The following is a 21,622-nucleotide window of genomic DNA, read 5'->3' as shown; positions in this document are numbered from 1 at the left end:
ACAAGGAACCAGCATGGAATTGGACAGCAGAGCCCTGTCGGTCACCAAATTCTGGCGTGATGCCGGCGAGGATGCATGGTTCGAGAAGAACGAGGCTTTCGATGCCGACTTCCGCAACCGCTTCCTCGACCTGCACCATGCAGCCGCGCGGCGTGAATGCGACGGCTGGTCGGCGCGTGCCGAGGGTTCGCTGGCGCTGATGATCCTGCTCGACCAGTTTCCGCGAAACTGCTTTCGCGGCACCGGCCACATGTACGCGACCGACCCGCTCGCCAGATATTTCGCCGGAAAGGCGATCGCGGCTGGCCATGATCTGGAGCTCGACGAAGAAATCCGCGTCTTCCTCTATCTGCCGTACGAGCATTCGGAACTTCTCGCCGACCAGCACATGTCGGTCGATCTGACCCAGGCCAGGGCCGAACCCTATCTGAAGTACGCTGTCGAGCACCGTGACATCATCCTGCGCTTTGGCCGCTTTCCGCACCGAAACAGGATGCTTGGCCGCGAGACCACACCGCAGGAGCAGGCGTTCCTGGATGGCGGCGGATTTTCCGGTTAAAAGCGTCCCGCCGTTGCCTCGCCCAGACGTCAGACCAGCCACCAATCCCGGCCGGATGGCAATCGTTCGATACCAGAGGTGTCGACGGCAACCAGCCGGTCCGTGATGCTGCGCCCGCCGACGACAAGGCCGGGCGCGATCTCGGCCAGCGGCGCCAGCACGAAGGCGCGCTCCAGCATGCGCGGATGCGGCACTTCCAGGCCAGTCTCGTGAATGACGCGTTCGCCAAACACCAGAATGTCGATATCGATCAGCCGCGGCCCCCAGCGCTCCTCGCGCACACGCTTCAGCTTGCGCTCGGCATCGAGACAGAGGTCGAGCAAGGCACGCGGCGCAAGCCCGGTGGAAATTTCCGCAGCCGCATTGAGGAAGTCCGGCTGGTCGAGCTTGCCCCAGGGCGGGGTGCGATAAAGCGAGGAGACGCCGGTGACACGCGTGTCGCCATCGGCATCCAGCATGCGCAGCGCCGCGCCCATCGACTTCGCCGGGTCGCCGAGATTGCCGCCAAGGCTGAGGTAGACCGTGCTATTCGGGCCAGACAACGGTCACCTCGACGTAATCGAGCACACCGGGCACCGGGGCGTTGGGCTTGCGCACCGTGATCTCGGCTTTTTTGATCTGCGGGAAACGCGCCGTCAGCGCACGGGCCACTTCGAGCGCCAAGGCCTCGATCAGAAAGCGCCGCTGCCCCGTAATGATCTTTTCGATCACCGTGAAGGCGATACCATAGTTGACGGTGTCCTCGATGGAATCCTCGACGAGGGCCCGGCCTGGATCAACCGTGAGAGCGGCATCGACATAGAAGCGCTGACCGAGCCTTTCCTCCTCGTCCAGCACGCCGTGCCGGGCAAAGAAGGCGCAGTTCTTCATGCGGATGACATACATTGCTTCAGCAGCCCGCTCGCTCGGTTTCACGCGCCAGCATAGCATCTGCGAGCGCCAGCGCGTCCACGTTGAATGCGACATCATGGACGCGAAACAGATCGGCGCCCTTGAGCCTCAGGATAACGCTGGTCGCCGCCGTTCCGGCAGCTCTGTCGGCCGCGTCGCGGCCGGTGACGGTGCCGATGAAGCGTTTTCGCGACGTGCCGGCCATCAGCGGAAAGCCGAGCGCGTGGAGTTCGGAAAACCGCGCCATCAGGTCGAGATTTTCCTCGGCCGTCTCCTTGGCGAAGCCAAAACCGGCATCAAGCACGATATGGTCGTCCGTGACACCGTGTCGGCGCGCGATCTGCAGCGATTTTCCGAGGAACGCCAACTGGTCGGCGATCACGTCCGGCAACTTCTCGCGATCTCGCCCTGTATGCATGATGACAAGGCCGGCGCCGGTGTCGGCGGCGACACGCGCAATGTCGGGCTCGCGCTGCAGCCCCCAGACATCGTTGACGATATGCGCGCCGGCGGCGACGGCAAGCCGGGCGCTGTCCGCGCGATAGGTGTCGACCGAAATCAGCACCTCGCCGGCGCTCGCCAGCGCCTCGATCACGGGCAGGATGCGGGCCTGTTCCTCGCGGGCCGATATAGCGGCGGCGCCGGGGCGGGTTGATTCTCCGCCGACGTCGACGACCAGCGCCCCTTCCCCCACCATGCGGCGTGCCTGGACCAGCGCCCTTTCGGGTGCATCGAACAGACCGCCGTCGGAAAAACTATCAGGCGTGACATTGAGGATGCCGACGACCACCGCCTTGCCGCCAAGCTCGAGATGGCGTCCATGCGCCAGTTGCCATCGCCTGGCCGTCATTGCTCAGCAACCATGGGGCTCATCAACCATGTGTGATCCGCAGCGGATCAATTCCGTTGCGCTGGCAACGCCCGTAAAGCAAGGTGGTCGAAGAGGCAACATGATGAAACGATCCATGCTTTGCATGAAACGATCCCTGCTTGGCGCACTGCTGCTCGCCGTGAGCCCGCTACCGGCGGGCGCGGCCAATCTCGTCAAGACATACAGCTATTTTTCCATTGACGGCAGCACGCTCGACGATATCGAGATGCAGCTCTCCAAACGTGGTCCCGAGGTGAAAAGCACGGGGGGGCGCCACCCGGGCGCCACGCAGATGGCGTTCACAACCCGCATCAGCTATGCGCAGACATCGAAGTCCTGCCGCATCGCCGATGCGGTGGTGACCGTCAAGGTGAAGGTGATCCTTCCCGAGTGGCGCCGCCCACGCAAGGCGGATGCCGATGTGAGGCTGTTCTGGGATACGTTGTCCGCCGACATCAAACGTCATGAGGAGCGCCATGTGGAGATTGCCAGGAACCATGGCCGCGAACTCGAGGACGCCCTGAAAGCAACCTACCCGCAAAGGAATTGCGAGGCAGCCAAGGCCAAGGCCGCCGAAATCACCGCGGCAGTGCTCGCCAGGCACGATCAGGATCAATTGCGGTTCGACCGCGTCGAAAGCGTCAATTTCGAAAGTCGCATCCTGCGGCTGCTGCGTTACCGGACGGAGCGCATCGAGAACGGCCGGCTGCCACCACCGGCCTGAGTCCTGGCGATGCGTTGAACGGTGCCGGCGCGAGCCAATTCAGCCAAAGCATGGTACCAGCTTCGAAAAATTTTCGAGCACCCGTCGAAATCCGCCTATACGGGACGACATATGTCAGGTTCGCGATGCGAACCTCGAAAGATCAATGCGGCGCAACGCACCGGGATGGCTGTATGACGCCGGCCAGCCACAAGCATACGGATGAATGGACATGGACCAGGCTGTCGGCAAGCAGACGGCGGTTAAGACGGATGCGCCGCTCAGCGAAGGCGAAAAGAATGCCATCATCGGCGGCGTTCTCCTGTCCATGCTGCTGGCCGCGCTCGATCAGACCATCGTCGCCCCGGCGATGCCGACGATGGCGCGCCTGCTTGGCCATGCCGAATATCTGCCCTGGATCGTCACCGGCTATCTCCTGACCGCCACGGCGGTGGCACCGCTCTATGGCAAGATCTCGGACGTTCATGGTCGCCGGCCGACGGTTTATGCAGCGATCCTCATATTCCTTGCCGGATCCCTGGTCAGTGCCATGGCGCCCAATATGCTGGTGCTGATCGTCGGCCGCGCGATCCAGGGCGCCGGCGGCGGGGGCCTGTTTGCGCTGGCGCAGACCGTGATCGGCGACCTCGTACCGCCGCGAGAGCGCGCCCGTTACACGGCGTGGATCTCGGGCACCTGGGCGGTCGCCAGCATCGCCGGTCCGCTTCTGGGCGGCACCTTCGCCGAACACCTGCACTGGTCCTTGATCTTCTGGATCAACATTCCGCTTGGTCTTGTCGCCATGGCCATGATCAACAAACCACTGAAGAAGTTGCCGATCGCCGCGAAACATCATCGCATCGACGGTCTCGGCGCGCTGCTGCTCGTCGCGGCCACCGCCTTGCTGCTGCTGGCGTTGAACTGGGGCGGCAGCGAATATCCATGGATGTCGCGCGAAATCCTCGGACTGCTCGCTTGCTCGGCGGTCATCTGGAGCTTTTTTGCGCTGCGGTTGCTGCGTGCCGCCGAGCCACTGGTCTCGCTCGAAGTGCTTGGCAATCCGATCGTTCTTGCCGGCACGCTCTCGATGTTCCTGTTGCAGGCCGCCAATATCGGCCTGGCGGTCTACCTGCCGGTCTACCTGCAGTCGATCCTCGGGCTGTCGGCCAGTGCATCGGGAACCGCCATGCTCGGGCTCATGCTCGGCACCGTTGCCGGCGCGACACTCGGCGGCCGCACGATTCAGCGTTTCGTTCACTACAAGCGGATCGCGATGATCGGGGTGGGTTTCGCCATCCTGTGCCTCGGCGTGCTCAGCCTGGTGGCGGGACATGCTTCGCTGCTGACCGTCGAGATCCTGACGACCTGTATCGGCCTGGGCAGCGGGACGACATTTCCGGTTGCCACCGTGTCGGTTCAGAACGCCGTCGATCAGGCCCATCTGGGCGTCGCCACCGGCGTGTTGACCTTCCTTCGCTCGTTGGGCAGCGCGCTTGGCGTCGCCATACTCGGCGCGGTCGCGCTCGGCTACGGCCTGCCGCTGGCCAGCGAAGGCGTGCAGGCGGCTGGTGCCGCCGTCGAGGCCGCGGCATTCGTCATGATCTTCCTCGCGGCGGCGGCAATGCTGTTGATGGCGCTGGTCGCGCTCGGGCTGATGCCGGAAAAGCCGCTGCGCGGCCACCCCGAGGCTCCCGTGCTGGCTGACTGAGAGCTCAGGTTTCCACGACGCCAAGCTTCTTCTGCAGGCTCGTGGACGAGGTCGTGTACTGGAACACGATGCGCTCGCCGGGGCTGATGATGCGCTTGGCGGCCTGCGCCATCAGCGCCACTTCGTGGAAGCCCGACAGGATGAGCTTCAGCTTGCCCGGATACCAGTTGATGTCGCCGACCGCGAAGATGCCGGGCACCGATGTCTGGAACTTCTCGGTATCGACCGGAATGAGGTTCTCGTGAAGATTGAGGCCCCACTCCGCGATCGGTCCGAGCTTCATGGTCAGGCCGAAGAACGGCAGCATGCGCGTACAGGGCACCTCGACATCGCCGTCCGGCCCCTTGATGACGGCAGATGAGAGCTTGCCGTCGGCGCCGGCCAGTCCGGTCACTTGCCCGACCCGGAACGCCAGCTGCTTCATCTCCTGCATGGCATACATCTTGTTGACGCTGTCGGGCGCCGCGCGGAATTCCGGCCGCCGGTGGACCAGCGTCACGCTCTTGGCCACAGGCTGCAGGTTCAGCGTCCAGTCGAGCGCCGAATCGCCGCCGCCGACAATGACGAGGTCGTGGCCGCGAAAGTCCTCCATCCGGCGCACCGAATAGAAGACACTCTTGCCTTCATAGGGTTCAATGCCCGGGATCGGGGGACGCTTCGGCTGGAAGGAGCCACCGCCGGCGGCAATCACCACGACTTTGGCCTCGAACACCTCGTTCTCGTCGGTGGTGACGCGAAAACCGCCGTCCTCCAGCTTTTCGAGGCTGGAAACCATGCGGTTGTAGGTGAAGTCGGGCTTGAACGGTGCGATCTGCTCGAGCAGCTTGTCGACCAGTCCCTGCGCCGAGATCGAAGGCCAGCCGGGAATGTCGTAAATCGGCTTCTCCGGATAGAGTTCCGCGCACTGGCCGCCTGGCCGGTCGAGGATATCGATCAAATGGCACTTCATGTCGAACAGGCCGAGCTCGAACACGGCGAACAGGCCGACCGGCCCCGCCCCGACAATGAGCACGTCTGTCTTGGTGATGTCGGTCATGCGAAGGGCCTCGCTGTGTGTTGTCGAGACACTGCATGAGCAATCCGCCGCTGCCAAGCAGCAGTCGGCAAAAAACCGGTGTCTCAGCCCTGGCGGGCGGGCACGCGGACAACCAGGCCATCAAGCGCGTCGCGCACCTTGATCTGACACGACAGCCGCGAATTCGGCTGGACGTCGTAGGCGAAGTCCAGCATGTCCTCTTCCATCGCTTCCGGTTCGCCGACCAGCGCCGTCCACGCTTCGTCGACATAGACATGACAGGTCGCGCAGGCGCAGGCGCCGCCGCATTCCGCCTCGATCCCCGGCACCGCATTGCGGATCGCGTTCTCCATGACCGTCGAGCCGTTTTCGGCGTCCATGTCGAAATGTGTGCCGTCATGGGCGATGAAAGTCAGCTTGGTCATTTGTCACCTGAAGGGAGTCTCAGCCGAGATAATCACTCCGGCAGACAAGTCAACTGCCGCGCGAAAGCGCCGCTCCCTGACGTTTTTCCGCAAACCGGGCTCAGCGATTGATGGCGGCTATGAAATCGCGCACTTCGTCGATCAGCCTACCAAGCCGCCTGAGCGTCTGATCGTCTTCCGGCCGGTGCTCGATCTCGGTGGCGCAATCGGCAATGGCAAAGGCACCCACGCCCCGTGCCGATCCCTTCAGCCCGTGCGCGAGCAGCAGGCGGTCCTTGATATTGGCGTCGACTATTCTGTCGCGCACCGACAGCGCCTGTTGTACAAAGAGCGCCAGCACCTCCTGTTCGAGGCTGCGGTCGCCCATCGTCTGGCGGGCAAGATGTGCCAAATCGACCGGCCGTGATCGCCTTGGACCGGATACGTCGCCCCCGGGCATTGAAAAGGCAACGCCGTTTTCGCCACGCATGAATTTGGAACTCCGTTTGTTCGACCGCCGAAAACCTAGGCGAATCCAATGCACAACGGGTTAATGAGTGGCCCGGAAAAATGTTGCGAAAGCGGCGCCGGAATCACGGTTCTGTTAACCTTATATTTAAAGTTTTACGTATCTCGCGGAATGCATGTTTTCTTTACCCCCCTGTGTCATTACGATACGAGGGTCCATTTTCAGCCTCCTGCGCGGGGGTACGACAAACAGAATTATAAGCCCGCGGCACGATACGAGGGTCCATTTTCAGCCTCCTGCGCGGGGGTACGACAAACAGAATTATAAGCCCGCGGCAGCTAGTACAGGGTAGCGAAGGCATGGCGAAGAAACCAACGACGACGAGAACTCTCGACAGCGACGTGGCCAGGGAACTGGAAAAGGCGCTCGATATCGACCTCAGCGGCGATATCGGCAGCGGCGACCTTGACATCGCGGCTTCGATGGAAGATCTGGAGGCGCAGATATCCCAGGCCGCCGACGAATTGGCGCGTGAGGGACGCAATCAGAAGCCGGCGCCCGCCGTCAATCAGAGCCAGGCCGCGAAACCCGCGCCCCAGGCCAAGCCTGCCGAGTTACGTCCCGTTGAAACACGCAATGGCGCCCAGCCCGCCGGTTTCGCGCCAGCCAATGACGATCGCCAGAAGGACTACAAGACGCTCCTTCACAGCCTCAACAGGCGCGCCTCGAACACCATTTACTGGGTTGTTGCCTTTGTCTCGCTCGCCTGGATCGCCGGCGCCGGCGGATTGGCCAATCTCCTTTTCGGGCCGAGCATCTGGAGGATCCGTACGCTCGACCAGTTTTTTGCCCGTCCCGAGCTGATCGGCCTGGCGGTCGCGGCGATTGTGCCCGTCATCCTGTTCTGGGCCTTTGCGGCGATGATTCGCCGCGCCCAGGAAATGCGCATTGCCGCCCAGTCGATGACTGAAGTGGCGTTCCGCCTGACCGAGCCGGAAAACCTTGCCCAGGACCGCGTCATGATGATCGGCCAGGCCGTCCGTCGCGAAGTCGCGGCCATGGGCGAAGGCATCGAACGCACCCTTGCCCGCGCCGTCGAGCTGGAAACGCTGGTCCACAGCGAAGTGAACCAGATCGAACGCTCCTATTCGGAAAACGAATCCCGCATCCGTTCGCTCGTCGACGGGCTCGGCAGCGAGCGCGAAGCCGTTGTCACCCACGCCGAGCGGGTCCGCGCCTCGATCACCGGGGCGCACGAGACGCTGAAGGACGAGATCGGCGCCGCCAGCGACATCATCCGCGACAGCATCCTCAATGCTTCGACCAAGCTGTCGATGACGATCACCAATTCCGGCGACACCCTTATCGACCGTATCAATGAAAGCTCGATGTCGATCTTCGATTCGGTGGAAGGCCGGCTCGATTCGATCACCGACCGGCTGTCGACCTCGGGCGAGGCCTTCGCCAGCCTTCTCGATACGCGCATTGCCAAGCTGACGGACACCACGGACGGCCTGACACGGTCGTTGACCGACCTGCTCGACGATCGCACCACCGGCATGGTGTCGCTGCTTGGCGGTGCCGCGCGCACGCTGAGTTCCGAATTCGAAGCCAGCCTCAGCGGCATCGAGCGGACGCTGGCCGAACGCGGCCAGGCGCTGATCAGCGAATTCCAGACCCGCGCCGAGGCGCTGGACACCGGAACGCAGAAGCTCAACGCGGCGCTCGAGGCCCGCGCCCGCCAGATCAACGAGACGTTGGTCGAACGCGCCCGCGAAATCGCTCATACCTTTGCCGAGAGCAAGGACACGCTGTCGGCGATGATCGATCAGGGCAAGACCCAGATCGGGGCCGACATGGCCGACATCGTCATGTCCACCTCCTCCATGCTCGAAGCCCGCGCCAGCGATTTCGCCGGCCGCATGGAAGCGGCGCGCCATGTCGTGTCGCGCTCCTTCGACAGCGACATCCAGCGGCTTGCCGATGCCCGCGTCGGCATCGAGGAAGCCGTGGAAAACCACAGCCGCAAGCTTTCCGAAAGCCGCGAGCGCATGGCCGCGGCCATGGAGGCCGACCTGGCGAAGTTCGCCGAGGGCCGCGCCGGCATCGATGCGGCGGTGACCAACCAGGTGCAGAAGCTGGCCGAAGGCCGCAACCTGATCTCGCGCGCGCTCGAGGAGGACCTGCGCAAGGTCAACGAATCGAGGGCAGCCATCGACGCGTCGCTGGGCGGCCATCTCGAAAGGCTGGAAGAAGGCCGCAACAGGCTTTCCAGCGCCTTGAACGAAGACTCCGGGAAGTTGGTGCAAGCCCGCACGATCATTGATGAAATGGTTGCCGGACACGTCGGAAAACTGGCTGAAGGCCGCAACATCCTGTCGCGCGCGCTGGAGGCTGATCTCGGCAAATTGTCCGACAGCCGCGCCAGCATCGACGGCCTCGTCGCCGGCCAGGTCGAGAAGATCGCCGAGGGCCGCGCCGTGCTCGCCAAGGCGCTGGAAAACGACATCATCGGCATCAAGAGCCTCATCGAAACCCATTCCGCCAAGCTGGCGGAGGACCGGACGCAGCTTTCCCGCTCGCTCGACAATGATCTGTCCGGCATACGTGGCCTGATCGAGGGCCATTCAGGGCGGCTGGCCGAAGACCGCGGCCTGCTGTCGCAGACACTTGAGGCCGACCTTGCCAAGCTGGCCGAGAGCCGCTCGAGCATCGACGGCCTCGTCGCCGGCCAGGTCGAGAAGCTGGCCGAGGGCCGTGATATCCTCAAGCGTGCGCTGGAATCCGATCTCAACACGATCAAGGGCGTCATCGCCAGCCAGTCGGAAAAGCTGGCCGACGATCGCGGGCAGCTTTCGCGGGCCCTGGAAACCGACCTGCAGAATGTGAACAGCGTCATCGCCGATCACATGAACAGGCTCGTTCAGGATCGCTCGACCTTGTCGAAGGCACTCGAGGACGACCTCGCCAAGCTGGCCGAAAGCCGCTCCAGCATCGACGGGCTGGTCGCCGGCCAGGTCGAGAAGCTGGCCGAGGGCCGCGACATCCTGCGGCGGGCGCTGGAAGCCGACCTCAATGCGGTCAAGGGCACCGTTGCCGACCAATCGCAGAAACTGATCGACGACCGGGCACAGTTCGCGCGGGCGCTCGAAGCCGACCTCGAAAGCGTCAACGGCCTGGTCAACAGCCATTCCGAACGGCTCGCCCAGGACCGCTCGACGCTGTCGAAGGCGCTCCAGGCTGATCTTGAAAACGTCGGCGGTCTCGTCAACAACCACGCGGAAAGGCTTGTTCAGGAGCGTTCGACCCTATCGAAGGCGCTTGAGGACGACCTCGCCAAGCTGGCCGAAAGCCGCTCCAGCATCGATGGTCTGGTCGCCGGCCAGGTCGAGAAGCTGGCCGAAGGCCGCGATATCCTGAAGCGGGCGCTAGAAGCCGATCTGGCCAAGCTTGCCGAAAGCCGCTCCAGCATCGACGGCCTGGTCGCTGGTCAGGTGGAGAAGCTGGCCGAGGGCCGAGACATTCTCAAGCGCGCCCTCGAAGCCGACCTGCAGAAGCTGACCGAAAGCCGCGGCGACATCGACGACATCGTCGCCGGACATGTCGGCAAGCTGGCCGAAGGCCGCAATATGCTGAGCCGCGCGTTGGAAGACGATCTCGGCAAGCTCGCAGAGACCCGCAAGGACGTCGACCGCTCGCTGTCGGGCCACATCGACCAGATCGCCGCCCGAAGCACCGGCATTTCCGATGCGATCGCCGCCGACGTCGAGAAGATCGAGCAGGCGTTCAGCCGCCAGACCGGCATCATCGAGGAACGCGCCGGCACCATGGAGCGGGCGCTCTCGACGGGTGTCGACAACGTCCGCAGCGTGCTCGAGAAGAGTGCGGTCTTCGTTGCCGGCGCGTTGCGCGAAAAGGTCCTGGAAGTCACCAGCACGCTGCATGAGCAGGCCGGTGCGGCGTTCAGCGACGCCGACCGCAGGATCGCCGAGCGCGCCGAGCAGACCTCCGCTGCCCTGCTGGCGAGGGCCGAAGACATCGCCCGCACCTTCGAGGAGGCCGATCGTCGCCTGCACGCCCGTGCGGAAGACACGTCGAACGCCCTTCTTGCCCGCGCGGACGACACCTCCAGTTCGCTGCTGGCTCGCGCCCATGAAACCGCCGATCAACTGGCCGCTCGCGCAAGTGAGATTGCCGGCACCTTTGACATGGCGGACCAGAAGCTGGTCGCCCGCGCCGTCGAAACGGCACAGTCGCTTGCCGCGCGCGCCGGCGACATTCTGCGCAACTTCGAAAGCGCCGACCAGCGGCTCGGCATGCGCATCGGCGAATCGGCCGAAGCGCTTGCCGCACGTGCATCGGACCTTGGCCGCATCTTCGACGCCGCCGACCAGCAGCTGGTCTCGCGCATCGCCGAAGGTTCCGAAGCGCTGTCGAGCCGCGCGTCGGAGATCGGCCGCATCTTCGACGATGCCGATCAGCGCCTTGTCTCGCGCATCACCAGCAGCACGTCGACGATCGGCGAGCATGCGGAGACCATCGTCGGTGCTTTCGCCAGCACCGAGCAGAGGGTCGCCGACCGCGCACGGCAGACCGGCCAGGAATTGGCCGTCCATGCCCGCGAGATCGAACAGGCGCTTGCCGGTGCCGACGAGCGGCTCGCATCGAGCGCGGCGGCCGCGGCCGCCCGTGTCGAGGAGCAGATCGCCGGAGTCGAGAATCGTCTCGCCTACACGGCCGAGACGATGGGCCAGAAGCTCAACGAGCAGGTGTCGAATGCCGAGGCGCAACTCGTGTCGCGCGCCAACGTCATCGCGGAGACCTTCACCGCGGTTGGCCAGCATATCGGCCAGAGCACCAACGACGCCGCCAAGACCATCGGCGCCAACACCCGCGAGCTCAACACCATGCTCGCGGCGCGCTCGGCCGAAATGTCGAAGATCCTCGACGAAACCGCGCGGCCTTTGGTCGAGCGCTTCGCCCAGGGCGGCTCGGAACTGCAAAAGAGCATGGAAGAGGTCACCGAACGCGCCACGGAAAAGCTGCGCAGCGAGAATGCCGCACTGGTCAACGCGCTCGCCAGCCGCACGGCCGAGACGCTGTCGGCCGTCGAAGGCGCCCGCTCGTCGCTGTCCGACAGCGTCGCCGACCTCATTGGCCGCATGACCAAGTCCAGCTCGCAGCTCGGTCAGTTGATCGACCAGGCCGCGGTCAATCTCGGCCAGGTCGACGAACGGCTCAGCGGCAGCACGCAAAGCTTCGCCGCCACCACGGAGAAGGCCGCGCAGACCTTTGCCAGCTCGGCGCGGCTGGTCGATTCGAACACGACGAGGCTGACGGAACTGTCTTCGTCCACCTTGCGCGAGGTCGCCTCGATCGCCACCAAGTTCGACGAACACAGCCGCCTGCTGTCCAGTGCTTCGGACCTGCTGAGCTCGGCCCAGAGCAATCTCGAGCACACGCTCGAAAGGCAATCGTCGCTCGAGGACCTCGCAGTCGGCCTGGTCAAGAAGTCGGAAGATCTCGAAAGGGTCATGCGCTCGTTCGAGAGCCTCGTCGGCCAGACGCTGCAGAACGCCGAGGGCAAGACGATGGAGTCGGCCGACAAGATCCGCAACGCCATCACCGATGTCGTCGATTCGGCAACCAAGCGCTTCGCAGATGCGACCGAGGAGATGCGCCGCACCGCGGGCTCGATCAAGAGCGAGCTCGACCTCACCCGCGCCGAACTCAAGAAGGGCGTCATCGAGATGCCGGAAGAGGCAAAGGAATCGACCTCGGCCATCCGCCGTGCCGTTTCCGAGCAGATCAACGCCTTGAAAGAGCTTTCGGACATCGTTGCGAAGTCCGGCCGCGGCGGCGATACCTCTGAACCGCGCAATCTGCGCCCGGCGCCGCAAGCGCCAACCGCACGCGCCCCGGAGCCACCGCGTCGCGCGCCGGCACCACAGCCGGAGCTTCGCACACCTCAGGCACCGTTGGGCGGCCCCGCGCTGCGCGGCACGCTCGACCTCGAGCGTCCGGCCGAGGCGGCACCGCGCCAGCGTGCCGACGCCAGCGCCCGTACGCCGCAAGGCGGCTGGGTCCGTGATCTGCTGAGCGGAGCATCGCGCGAAGAGGAAGCCAGGCCGTCAACGCCAGCGGAAGCGCCGCGCGCGGCTCCTGCCCAGCGCTCGCCGCTGCACGTCGTGGAATCGCTGAACTCGCTGTCCGTCGATATCGCGCGGGCCATCGACCACGACGCTTCGATCGAGTTGTGGAACCGCTATCGGCGCGGCGAGCGTGACGTGTTCACCCGGCGGCTCTACACGCTGAAGGGTCAGCAGACGTTTGACGAGATCCGCCGCAAGTATCAGGCGGAGGCCGAGTTCCGCGCCGCCGTCGACCGCTATTGCGACGATTTCGAGAAGCTGCTCAAGGATGTCGCGCGCAACGACCGCGACAACATCATGGCGCAGACCTATCTGACGTCGGACACCGGCAAGGTCTACACCATGTTGGCCCATGCCAGCGGCCGCCTGCACTAGGCACGGTCCTGCAACAGACAAAAAAGGCGGGAAATTTCCCGCCTTTTTCATTTCGATCGATTTGTTGTGTTGGCGCGTCCGCGGCACCGCGTCCCTTGCAGGGCCTCCGGCATTGGCGTTTTCACAAGCGTTGCGCGATCAAGCCCTTACGGAGATCAGATCACCGAATCGGTCCAGCGCACGATCTGCTTGGCCGCATCCCCGAAAGCATTGTCGAGCGCGTTGACATAGGCGGGATTGCCGCTGCCTGAAACGGGCGCGGATGCGGTGAAGCTCTTGGAGGCACGCACCTCGCCGTTGCGGTCGTTCAGGATGCGCACGAACAGGTTGACCTCGGCATGCTCGCCGCCGTTGACGCGCACTTCGAAGGAACGGATCTCGACGATCACCTGGTAGTCGATCGCCAGGCCCTCGCCCGGCTTGCCGACGCCGGCAAAGCTGCCTGAGCGCTGGAAGGTCTCGGCCAGCCGCGCCTGCACGATCAACGGCAGCCGGTCGGCCCACTGCGCGCCCTTGAGATACTGGATCGAACGATCCGACGGCTTGATGACGATGTTCTGGCTGTCCAGCGCCTTGAGCGCGGAGGGCTGGGCAATGAGAATCTGGCGGCGGCTGTGGCCGTGCGCGTCGATCGACGGCGCCGAAAGCTCGAATGTATCCAGCGGCGCAGGCTTGCCGCCCAGCGCCGCGCAACCGGCAAGCGAGAGCGCAAGCAGTGCCGCAGCCGATGTCAACCCGCTCGTTCTCGCCCACACCGACTTCACGCGCGATCCCCGTTGTCCCCGGATCGTAAGATCAACCCGCATCCGCAGCTCATGTTCTTGGGGCGAGCGGCCGCCGAAGTCAACGCCGCGCCCTGCCATCGAACTGCCGAACCTCGCCGTCACCACCCGAAAGGATGCGCTGCGGGTTTCGGCTGAGATCGGTCACCGCCTCCTCGATGCGGGTGATCGAGCGACGGCTGTCCTGCACCAGCGCCTCGACGTTTGTCAGGCCCTGGCCGGAGAATCGCGCCAGATTGTCGGTTATGACGCCCAGGCGGGCATTCAGCGTGTCGGCAACCTGCTTGAACGACTTCAGAGTAGCCCTGGCGTCAGCCATCACGCCATCGGCCTGCCCCGAACCAAGCAAGGTGTCGACCTTGGCGAGGATACCGTCGACACGCACCGAGGCATCGTTGAGTCGTTGGGCCAGTTGCTTGGCATCCTTGATCGTCTGGTCGATATCATCAGCCCGGTTGGCGAACTTGTCGGTCACCTTGGCGATGTCCGCGGCAGCCTTGTCTGCGTTTTCGCTCGCCTTCTGGATGTTGGCCAGAGCGGTGCGCACCTGCGCCGGATCGATGCCCTCCAGCACGCCGTCGACCTTGGCCAGCGTGCCTTGCGTCTGCTTGGCGAAATCGTTGACCGACCCAACCGCCGTATCGACGTTCTTGATGACCGTGTCGAACTGCTTCGAGGTTTCCTTGAGGTTTGACGTCACTGTATCGACATTGGCAACGATGCTCTTGATCTGGTCCTTGTCGACGGCATTGAGCAGGCCTTCGGCTGCCTTCAGCGTGCCATCCAGCTTGCCGGAAACACCCTTCAACTCGTCGGACAGCGCACTGACGCTGGATAGGAACTTGTCGATCCCGTCGGAATTCTTGGCCAGCGCATCGGAGAAGGTCTGCACGTTCTTGACGGTGTCGGTCAGCGGTCCGCGGACATCCTTGGTGAAGCCTTCGAGTTCGGTCAGCACCTTGTCGGCGCGGCTGAAGATGTTCTGCGCGGTCTGCAAGAGGTTGGTGACCGCCGAGGGGTTGGCAACGATCTCGGCGACCTTGCCCTCCTTCTCTGCTTGGTCGAGGAGTTTTACTTCCTTGGGGTCGGCGCCCTTGAGTTCGATATTGGCCTGCCCGGTGAGACCGGCAAGGCCGATATCGGCCTGCGTCGACTTGGTGATCGGCGTCAAGCGGTCGATCTCGGTGTCGGCGATGGCGACCGTCGGATTGTCGACATCGATATAGACGCGCCTGACGTCGCCCACCTTGACGCCGTTGAACAGCACGAAACTGCCGCGGCCAAGCCCGGAAGCCGAGCCCGGGATGCGCACGCGCAGCAACGTGGTCTCGCCCTTGTCGCCGATCGCCGCCGTCCAGTAGACGAAGGCGAACGCCGCCAGGATCGCAACCAGCGTGAAGATGCCGACAATGACGTAGTTGGCTCTGGTTTCCATTGCTTCACTTATGGCTATGCGCGCGCCGCAAGATCAAGTTGCCGGGCGCGTTTTCCGCGGAAATAGGATTTTACCCACGGCTCCTCGCTCTTCAGCATGTCGTCGATGGTGCCTTCGACCAGCACTCTCTTGTTGCCGAGCACGGCCACGCGGTCGCAAGCAGTGAAAAGTGTGTCGAGGTCGTGCGTGACCATATAGACGGTCAGGTCCATCGTATCGCGCAGCTTGACCACCAGTTCGTCGAATTCCGCCGCGCTGATTGGATCGAGGCCGGAGGTCGGCTCGTCGAGGAAGACGATATCGGGGTCAAGCGCCAGCGCCCGCGCCAGTGCCGCGCGTTTGATCATGCCGCCGGAGAGTTCGGAGGGGAATTTTTGCGCCGCGTCCGGCGGCAGCCCGACCAACTCGACCTTGAGCATCGCCAGTTCGTCCATCAGCTTTCGCGGCAGGTCGAGATACTCGCGCATCGGCACCTGGACGTTTTCCAGGACCGTCAGCGCCGAAAACAGCGCGCCGTGCTGGAACAGCACGCCAAGCCGCATGTCGATGCGCAGGCGCTCCGCGTCGCTCGCCTTCTCGACATCGACGCCGAACAGCTTGATCGTGCCCGACCGCTTGCGCGTGAGGCCGAGAATGGTGCGCAGCAGGACCGACTTGCCGGCGCCCGAGGCGCCGACAAAACCGAGAATCTCGCCGCGCCTGATGTCGAGCGACAACTTGTCGAGGATCACCTTGTCGGCGAAGGCCACAGTGATGTCGTGCGCGGAAAGCACGATGTCGCCCTCGCCCGTGTCGTCCGCGATCGCCTTTGTCCTGCTCCGCAGCTTCATCTCAGAACTCGATAGCTGCATAGAAGACGGCGAAAAGCCCGTCGAGGATGATGACGATGAAGATCGACTTCACCACCGAGGCGGTCACGTGCTGGCCGAGCGATTCGGCGCTGCCGCCGACCTTCATGCCTTCGACCGAGGCGATCGTGCCGATGATCATGGCCATGAACGGTGCCTTGATCAGGCCGGAGAAAATCGTGCTGAGGTCGATGGCGACGCGCAGCCGGTCTATGAAGGCGGCGGGTGCGATATCCGAATAGAGCCAGGCCGCGAGAATGCCGCCGCCGAGCGCCGCGAAATTGGCGATGATGGTCAGGCACGGCAAGGCGATCACCAGCGCCACCAGCCGCGGGAAGACCAGGACGCCGATCGGGTTAAGCCCGATCACCTTCAGCGCGTCGACCTCCTCGCGCATCTTCATCGAGCCGATCTCGGCGGTAATCGCACTTCCGGAGCGACCGGCGATCATGATCGCCGTCATCAGCACGCCGAGCTCGCGCAGGATCAGCACGCCGACGAGGTCGACGACAAAAATATCGGCGCCGAAGTAGCTGAGCTGATAGGCGCCTTGCTGGGCGACGATGGCGCCGACGATCGCCGACATCAGCACCACCACCGGGATGGCGCCGACGCCCATGCGGTCTATCTGATTGAAGATCGCCGCGGGATTGACGGCATGGCCGCGGCCGAGCTTCATCTGCGCGCCGCGGATGGTGGCGCCGAGGATGTTCATCGAGGCGAGGAAGTCGTCGCGCATCTCGTAGACGCGCCGGCCGACCGCCTCCAGCGTGCGAATGATGATGTTGGGCGGCCGCACCGGACCGGATTCGGATTCGCGCCGAACAGCCTCACCCACAGCGTCGAGCAGTATCGAAGCGATCTCGCTTTGGCCTTGCAGCTGGATCTTGACGCCCTTTTTCTCGAAAGCGCTGACCAGCCTGTCTATCAGCCAGGCGCCGGCGGTATCCATCTTCTCGATGTTGGAAAGATCGAGCGCCAAGGTCTTGAAACCACTCCGTTTCTCGATCTTGCGCATATCGGTGTCGATCAGCGCGACGGTGCGTGTTGTCCAGATTCCGGAGAACGCGCAGCCAAGAACGCCGTCCTCCTCGCCGATCGCCACGCGCGGTTCGTGGTCAGCCTCCCCCGCGGTCGTGCCGCTTGCGTCGCGCTTGCCGATGGTCAACATGGCGTCCTGTTTAGCCTGACGGGTCTGACCTGTCGATTTGCCGACAACGCTTGTCGCACAGCCGGAGCAGAAAAATATGGCGCGTGTCATTTCGGTTGAGGCCGAACGTTTTCCGATCGCCGGAACCTTCACCATTTCGCGTGGTTCGAAGACGGAAGCAGAGGTCATCACCTGCACGATCAGCGAGAGCGGCCACGCCGGCCGTGGCGAATGCGTCCCTTACAAGCGCTATGGCGAGACCATGGATGGTGTGCGCACAGCGATCGAGGCGATGCGCGACCGGATCGCCGGCGGCATCAGCCGGACGGCCTTGCTGGACGCCATGCCGGCAGGCGCTGCCCGCAACGCCATCGACTGCGCTCTGTGGGATCTGGAGGCGAAGATCAGCGGAACACCCGTCGCTACCGCAATTGGCGCCGTTCCACTATCGGGACTGGAGACGGCCTACACGCTGTCGCTGGGCGAGCCGGAGGCGATGGCGGCGCAAGCCCAAGCCAATGCAACGCGGCCGCTGCTCAAGGTCAAGATCGGTGGTGACAACGACATCGCCCGCATCCGCGCCGTCCGGCAAGCGGCGCCCGACAGCCGCATCATCCTCGACGCCAATGAGGGCTGGACCGACGACAACATCGTTGCAAACCTTGCCTTTGCCGCCGAGCAAGGCATCGCGCTGATCGAACAGCCGCTGCCGGCCGGTCACGACGAGATCCTGCGCCATATCGCGCATCCCGTGCCGATCTGCGCCGATGAAAGCGTGCACGAGGCCAAAAACCTCGAAGCGCTTGCCGGCCTCTACGACGCCGTCAACATCAAGCTCGACAAATCGGGCGGCCTGACGGCGGCGCTCGTCCTGCGCGATCGCGCCCGCGAACTCGGTTTCAGCATCATGGTCGGCTGCATGGTCGGCACGTCGCTGGCAATGGCGCCGGCCGTCTTGCTGGCCCAGGGCGCCGATTTCGTCGACCTCGACGGTCCGCTGCTGCTTGCCCGCGACCGAGTGCCCGGCCTTGTCTACCAGGGATCTCGGGTGTCACCGCCCGATACGGCGTTGTGGGGCTGAGCGCGCCGCAAGCCCGATCAGGATCAATCCGATCAAGGCGATCGGGATCATGGCAAAGAAGCCGTCGACGCCGAAACGGTCGTAAAGCGGGCCGGACGCCAGCGTCACCACCGCCATGAAGAACCCGTTGGAGAAATAGGCGATGCCTTGCGCGGCGCCTGTCCGCTCCTCGGAAATCGTTTCGCCGATCATCTTCTGCAGGCCGATCAGCACCAGCGCCACCGAGACCGAATGCAGCGTCTGGACGCCGAAAAACCCGGCAACGCCGAGGCCAAGCGGCCAGACCAGGGGAAAGGCGATCCATCGCACGACGGCCCCAACCCCCGCCATCATCATGATCGTCACGACCGAGAACGCGCCGAAAAAGCGGGTGAACATCATGAACATGCAGACTTCGGACACCACGCCCCATGCCCACAGCAAGCCGACGACCGAGTCGCCGATGCCGATCGATTTCCAGTAGATCGAGACGAAGCCGTAGAGGAATGCGTGGCTGGCGGTGATGACGCCGACACCGATGGAAAAATACAGGAAATACGGGTTGAGAAGTTTTGGCGCCGACTGCTGGATGTCGGTGGCCGAAAGCGGCGACGAGCGGCGCGGACGGCCAAGGCGCGGCGCCAGCAAGCCGGCTGCAAGGGCGGCTGCCAGCGATACGAAGATGATCACCGGAACGGCTCCAGGGCCGGTTGCCGACAGGATGAAGCCGCCGGCGACATTGGCGAACAGATAGGAGATCGAGCCCCATTTGCGCATGCCGGTGTAGTTCGAGCCGAAGCGGCGCACGCCCGACAGCGCCAGCGAATCGGCGATCGGCGAATGCGGCGTCCAGACGATGGTCAGCGCCAGCGACACCGCCAGCATCATGGCATAGGTCGGCGTCAGGAAATAACCCGCCGACAAGAGCAGCGCCGAGGCCACCAGCGCGACATAGACATCGGCGCGATCCCTGGCCCTGTCGGCCAGCGCGGTCAGCAACGGCGTCGTCACCACGCGCAGGAACATCGGTGCCGCCAGGATCACGGCGATCTGCTCGGCATGGAAACCCTTGGCCTGCAGCCACAGCGGGAAGTAAGGCAGATGCGTTCCGAGCGGCACGAACAGCGTCGCGAAGATCAGGCTGATGCGCAGTTCGAAATGGCGCGGCTTGACGAGTTGTTCGGGAGAAAGCGGCGGCAGGGACATGAATCGATCCAATAACGCTGCACTCGACCGGACGGCAACGCGTATCGATCCCTTAACATGGGCGAAAACCGGGCGAAACCGGTTGGCCTAATCGATTGATCCCAGGCCCGAAATGAACTCCGGCGCTATGCCGCCTGCCCCACCCGGTCCTCGATGAGCATCGGGATGAAGGGCTCGTCCGGCGCCTCGGGCAGCACCTGCGCCCAGGTCAGGATTTCCATCCGGCCGTCAAAGTGCTCGACAACGGCGGTGCAGCTTTCCACCCAGTCACCGGTATTGATGTACTGGACATCGCCAAAATTCTCGATGGCGGCATGATGGATATGGCCGCAGATGATGCCGTCGACATGCGAGCGGCGCGCCTCCTCCGCAAGCATGGTCTGGAACGAGCCGATGAAGTTCACCGCCTTCTTGACGTTGGCCTTGGCCCAGGACGAGAACGACCAATACGGCAGGCCGAGCAGTTGACGAAGCCGCGTGACGACCCGGTTGACCAGCATCGCCGCGTCATAGGCGTGGTCGCCAAGGTACGCGAGCCAACGCGCGTTGTGGACGACGGTATCGAACTGGTCGCCGTGGATGACGAGCAGGCGTTTGCCGTCGGCGGTTTCGTGGATGGCGCGGTCGGCGACGACGATGCCGCCGAAATGCACGCCCTGGAACTGGCGCGCGAATTCATCGTGGTTGCCGGCGATGTAGGTAATGCTGGCGCCCTTGCGCGCCTTGCGCAGCAATTTCTGCACGACGTCGTTGTGGCCTTGCGGCCAGTGCCAGCTCCGCCGCAACCGCCAGCCATCGACGATGTCACCGACAAGATAGATGATGTCGGCGTCGTGATATCTAAGGAAGTCGATCAGGAATTCGGCCTTCGCCGCCTTCGATCCGAGATGGACGTCGGAAATGAACATGCTGCGAAAAGTGCGGGGCTCTTGGCCGGACATCGCGATTTCACCCTTGCTTTCGCGCAGGCTATGCCCCGATTCATGCAACAACCGTATGACGGTTGCGATTGGTCCAGCCGTGGGACTAGCTTGCCGCCGGCTCAAGAGGAGAAAATCATCATGGATCTCGGTATTCGCGGAAAGAAGGCTATCGTCTGCGCTTCGAGCAAGGGACTTGGGCGCGGCTGCGCCATGGCGCTGGCCGAGGCCGGCTGCGACATCGTCGTCAACGGCCGCAACGCCGAACTGGTGGCAAAAACCGCCGCCGAGCTGCGCGAGCGTCATGGCGTGGCGGTCAAGGAGGTGGTCGGCGACGTTTCGAAACCCGAGGTGCAGAAGGCGCTGCTCGCGGCTTGTCCGGACCCGGACATTCTCGTCAACAACAATGGCGGCCCGCCGCTTCGCGATTTCCGTGAACTCGATCGCACGAAGATCCTCGAAGGCGTCACCCAGAACATGGTGACGCCGATCGAACTGGTCCAGGCCGTCATAGACGGCATGGCGGCGCGCGGCTTTGGCCGCATCGTCAACATCACCTCGCTGTCGGTCTACGTTCCCATCCCTGGCCTCGATCTGTCGTCGGGCGCGCGCGCCGGCCTGACATCGTTCCTCGCCGGCGTGGCACGCACGGTGGTGGATCGCAACGTGACCATCAACAGCCTGCTGCCGGGCAAGCTCGATACCGACCGGCTGCGCGGGCCGCATGAGGCCGGCACGGTCGAAGACCCCGCCGCTGCCGCCGCGCGCAAGACCCGCCTCAGCGCCGACGTCCCGGCCAAGCGGCTCGGCACGCCGGAGGAGTTTGGCCAGATCTGCGCCTTCCTGTGCTCGGTCCATGCCGGCTATCTGACCGGGCAGAACATACCGGTCGACGGCGGTCTCTACGTCAGCGCCTTTTGATCGACACGCCTGTCAAGCAGCAAGACTCATCTGGCATGAAATCCGCATAAGCATTTGATAGATCGTTGTTTTGGACGCGCCGCCGGGTAGAGCCGCCGGCGCGTCGATTAGCGTCGCGAAAAAGCTTGGCCGCATGCTAAAAGGACTCTTCAA

General features: G+C 63.8%; 18 protein-coding genes. 6 read left to right on the top strand and 12 right to left on the bottom strand.

The features are described from left to right. The first annotated feature begins 13 nt into the window (after positions 1–13). Positions 14–559: a DUF924 family protein gene (locus OOJ09_RS12265; protein WP_269905465.1), complete on the top strand. Its 546-nt coding sequence runs from the start codon at positions 14–16 to the stop codon at positions 557–559. A 29-nt stretch (positions 560–588) separates the two neighbouring features. Here the strand turns inward: OOJ09_RS12265 and folK are convergent, their stop codons facing one another. The 3 genes from folK to folP are packed head-to-tail and all read right to left on the bottom strand — an operon-like array spanning position 589 to position 2,300. Beyond that, positions 589–1,101 (bottom strand): 2-amino-4-hydroxy-6-hydroxymethyldihydropteridine diphosphokinase, encoded by a 513-nt coding sequence (folK, locus tag OOJ09_RS12260; protein ID WP_269905464.1) that lies wholly within the window; start codon positions 1,099–1,101, stop codon positions 589–591. After that, positions 1,085–1,444, bottom strand: coding sequence for a dihydroneopterin aldolase (gene folB, locus OOJ09_RS12255; protein ID WP_091575064.1), 360 nt, complete (start codon positions 1,442–1,444; stop codon positions 1,085–1,087). Before folB ends, folK begins: the two co-directional genes overlap by 17 nt. A gap of 4 nt (positions 1,445–1,448) precedes the next feature. Beyond that, positions 1,449–2,300, bottom strand: coding sequence for a dihydropteroate synthase (folP, locus tag OOJ09_RS12250; protein WP_269905463.1), 852 nt, complete (start codon positions 2,298–2,300; stop codon positions 1,449–1,451). 124 nt (positions 2,301–2,424) lie between these two features. Between folP and OOJ09_RS12245 the strand changes: the two genes are divergently transcribed. Further along, positions 2,425–3,045, top strand: coding sequence for a DUF922 domain-containing Zn-dependent protease (locus OOJ09_RS12245; RefSeq protein ID WP_269905462.1), 621 nt, complete (start codon positions 2,425–2,427; stop codon positions 3,043–3,045). A gap of 211 nt (positions 3,046–3,256) precedes the next feature. Then, positions 3,257–4,732, top strand: coding sequence for an MDR family MFS transporter (locus OOJ09_RS12240; protein ID WP_269905461.1), 1,476 nt, complete (start codon positions 3,257–3,259; stop codon positions 4,730–4,732). Between the two features lie 4 nt (positions 4,733–4,736). Here OOJ09_RS12240 and OOJ09_RS12235 read toward each other — a convergent pair whose 3' ends face one another. The 3 genes from OOJ09_RS12235 to OOJ09_RS12225 form a co-directional block, all read right to left on the bottom strand. Beyond that, on the bottom strand, positions 4,737–5,768 hold the full coding sequence (locus OOJ09_RS12235) for an NAD(P)/FAD-dependent oxidoreductase (RefSeq protein ID WP_269905460.1): 1,032 nt from the start codon (positions 5,766–5,768) through the stop codon (positions 4,737–4,739). 83 nt (positions 5,769–5,851) lie between these two features. Then, positions 5,852–6,172, bottom strand: coding sequence for a 2Fe-2S iron-sulfur cluster-binding protein (locus OOJ09_RS12230; RefSeq protein WP_091575073.1), 321 nt, complete (start codon positions 6,170–6,172; stop codon positions 5,852–5,854). 100 nt (positions 6,173–6,272) lie between these two features. Continuing rightward, on the bottom strand, positions 6,273–6,641 hold the full coding sequence (locus OOJ09_RS12225; protein WP_269905459.1) for an Hpt domain-containing protein: 369 nt from the start codon (positions 6,639–6,641) through the stop codon (positions 6,273–6,275). 338 nt (positions 6,642–6,979) lie between these two features. On the opposite strand from OOJ09_RS12225, the gene OOJ09_RS12220 reads away from it, so the two are divergent. Next, positions 6,980–13,147, top strand: coding sequence for a kinesin (locus tag OOJ09_RS12220; protein WP_269905458.1), 6,168 nt, complete (start codon positions 6,980–6,982; stop codon positions 13,145–13,147). A gap of 155 nt (positions 13,148–13,302) precedes the next feature. Here the strand turns inward: OOJ09_RS12220 and OOJ09_RS12215 are convergent, their stop codons facing one another. Genes OOJ09_RS12215 through OOJ09_RS12200 form a run of 4 tightly spaced genes read right to left on the bottom strand, consistent with a single transcriptional unit; the run spans position 13,303 to position 17,383 of the window. After that, entirely contained in the window at positions 13,303–13,953 is a 651-nt protein-coding gene (locus tag OOJ09_RS12215; protein WP_269905457.1) for an ABC-type transport auxiliary lipoprotein family protein, read from the bottom strand. A gap of 37 nt (positions 13,954–13,990) precedes the next feature. Then, positions 13,991–15,364 carry an MCE family protein gene (locus OOJ09_RS12210; protein ID WP_269905456.1) on the bottom strand — a complete coding sequence of 458 codons (1,374 nt, stop codon included), beginning with the start codon at positions 15,362–15,364 and terminating at the stop codon, positions 13,991–13,993. A 14-nt stretch (positions 15,365–15,378) separates the two neighbouring features. Beyond that, complete coding sequence (locus tag OOJ09_RS12205; protein WP_269905455.1) at positions 15,379–16,194, bottom strand: ABC transporter ATP-binding protein; 816 nt, start codon at positions 16,192–16,194, stop codon at positions 15,379–15,381. Between the two features lies 1 nt (position 16,195). Beyond that, entirely contained in the window at positions 16,196–17,383 is a 1,188-nt protein-coding gene (locus tag OOJ09_RS12200) for an ABC transporter permease (protein WP_269905454.1), read from the bottom strand. A gap of 76 nt (positions 17,384–17,459) precedes the next feature. On the opposite strand from OOJ09_RS12200, the gene dgcA reads away from it, so the two are divergent. Beyond that, a complete protein-coding gene (dgcA, locus tag OOJ09_RS12195; RefSeq protein ID WP_269905453.1) occupies positions 17,460–18,443 on the top strand; it encodes an N-acetyl-D-Glu racemase DgcA in 984 nt (327 codons plus the stop codon). Here dgcA and OOJ09_RS12190 read toward each other — a convergent pair. Together OOJ09_RS12190 and OOJ09_RS12185 are read right to left on the bottom strand one after the other, a co-directional pair. Continuing rightward, on the bottom strand, positions 18,414–19,628 hold the full coding sequence (locus tag OOJ09_RS12190; RefSeq protein WP_269905452.1) for an MFS transporter: 1,215 nt from the start codon (positions 19,626–19,628) through the stop codon (positions 18,414–18,416). The genes dgcA and OOJ09_RS12190 overlap by 30 nt on opposite strands. Positions 19,629–19,753: 125 nt before the next feature. Further along, positions 19,754–20,569 carry a UDP-2,3-diacylglucosamine diphosphatase gene (locus OOJ09_RS12185; RefSeq protein ID WP_269905451.1) on the bottom strand — a complete coding sequence of 272 codons (816 nt, stop codon included), beginning with the start codon at positions 20,567–20,569 and terminating at the stop codon, positions 19,754–19,756. Positions 20,570–20,689: 120 nt separating this feature from the next. Here OOJ09_RS12185 and OOJ09_RS12180 point away from each other — a divergent pair, with 120 nt between their 5' ends. Beyond that, positions 20,690–21,469, top strand: a complete 780-nt coding sequence (locus tag OOJ09_RS12180) for an SDR family oxidoreductase (protein WP_269905450.1) — start codon at positions 20,690–20,692, stop codon at positions 21,467–21,469. The last annotated feature ends 153 nt before the right edge of the window (positions 21,470–21,622 follow it).

The sequence above is a fragment of the Mesorhizobium qingshengii genome, assembly GCF_027563465.1.
Classification (GTDB): Bacteria; Pseudomonadota; Alphaproteobacteria; order Rhizobiales; family Rhizobiaceae; genus Mesorhizobium; species Mesorhizobium qingshengii_A.
Note: the sequence above shows the minus strand (reverse complement) of the source record. Positions and strands in the feature narration are given on the sequence as shown.

Excerpts from the sequence above, each read along its gene's own strand:
- OOJ09_RS12265 (WP_269905465.1), top strand. The coding sequence starts at position 14 with ATGGAATTGGACAGCAGAGCCCTGTCGGTCACCAAATTCTGGCGTGAT.
- folB (WP_091575064.1), bottom strand. The coding sequence starts at position 1,444 with ATGTATGTCATCCGCATGAAGAACTGCGCCTTCTTTGCCCGGCACGGC.
- folP (WP_269905463.1), bottom strand. The coding sequence starts at position 2,300 with ATGACGGCCAGGCGATGGCAACTGGCGCATGGACGCCATCTCGAGCTT.
- OOJ09_RS12245 (WP_269905462.1), top strand. The coding sequence starts at position 2,425 with ATGAAACGATCCCTGCTTGGCGCACTGCTGCTCGCCGTGAGCCCGCTA.
- OOJ09_RS12240 (WP_269905461.1), top strand. The coding sequence starts at position 3,257 with ATGGACCAGGCTGTCGGCAAGCAGACGGCGGTTAAGACGGATGCGCCG.
- OOJ09_RS12235 (WP_269905460.1), bottom strand. The coding sequence starts at position 5,768 with ATGACCGACATCACCAAGACAGACGTGCTCATTGTCGGGGCGGGGCCG.
- OOJ09_RS12230 (WP_091575073.1), bottom strand. The coding sequence starts at position 6,172 with ATGACCAAGCTGACTTTCATCGCCCATGACGGCACACATTTCGACATG.
- OOJ09_RS12225 (WP_269905459.1), bottom strand. The coding sequence starts at position 6,641 with ATGCGTGGCGAAAACGGCGTTGCCTTTTCAATGCCCGGGGGCGACGTA.
- OOJ09_RS12220 (WP_269905458.1), top strand. The coding sequence starts at position 6,980 with ATGGCGAAGAAACCAACGACGACGAGAACTCTCGACAGCGACGTGGCC.
- OOJ09_RS12215 (WP_269905457.1), bottom strand. The coding sequence starts at position 13,953 with ATGCGGGTTGATCTTACGATCCGGGGACAACGGGGATCGCGCGTGAAG.
- OOJ09_RS12210 (WP_269905456.1), bottom strand. The coding sequence starts at position 15,364 with ATGGAAACCAGAGCCAACTACGTCATTGTCGGCATCTTCACGCTGGTT.
- OOJ09_RS12205 (WP_269905455.1), bottom strand. The coding sequence starts at position 16,194 with ATGAAGCTGCGGAGCAGGACAAAGGCGATCGCGGACGACACGGGCGAG.
- OOJ09_RS12200 (WP_269905454.1), bottom strand. The coding sequence starts at position 17,383 with ATGTTGACCATCGGCAAGCGCGACGCAAGCGGCACGACCGCGGGGGAG.
- dgcA (WP_269905453.1), top strand. The coding sequence starts at position 17,460 with ATGGCGCGTGTCATTTCGGTTGAGGCCGAACGTTTTCCGATCGCCGGA.
- OOJ09_RS12190 (WP_269905452.1), bottom strand. The coding sequence starts at position 19,628 with ATGTCCCTGCCGCCGCTTTCTCCCGAACAACTCGTCAAGCCGCGCCAT.
- OOJ09_RS12185 (WP_269905451.1), bottom strand. The coding sequence starts at position 20,569 with ATGTCCGGCCAAGAGCCCCGCACTTTTCGCAGCATGTTCATTTCCGAC.
- OOJ09_RS12180 (WP_269905450.1), top strand. The coding sequence starts at position 20,690 with ATGGATCTCGGTATTCGCGGAAAGAAGGCTATCGTCTGCGCTTCGAGC.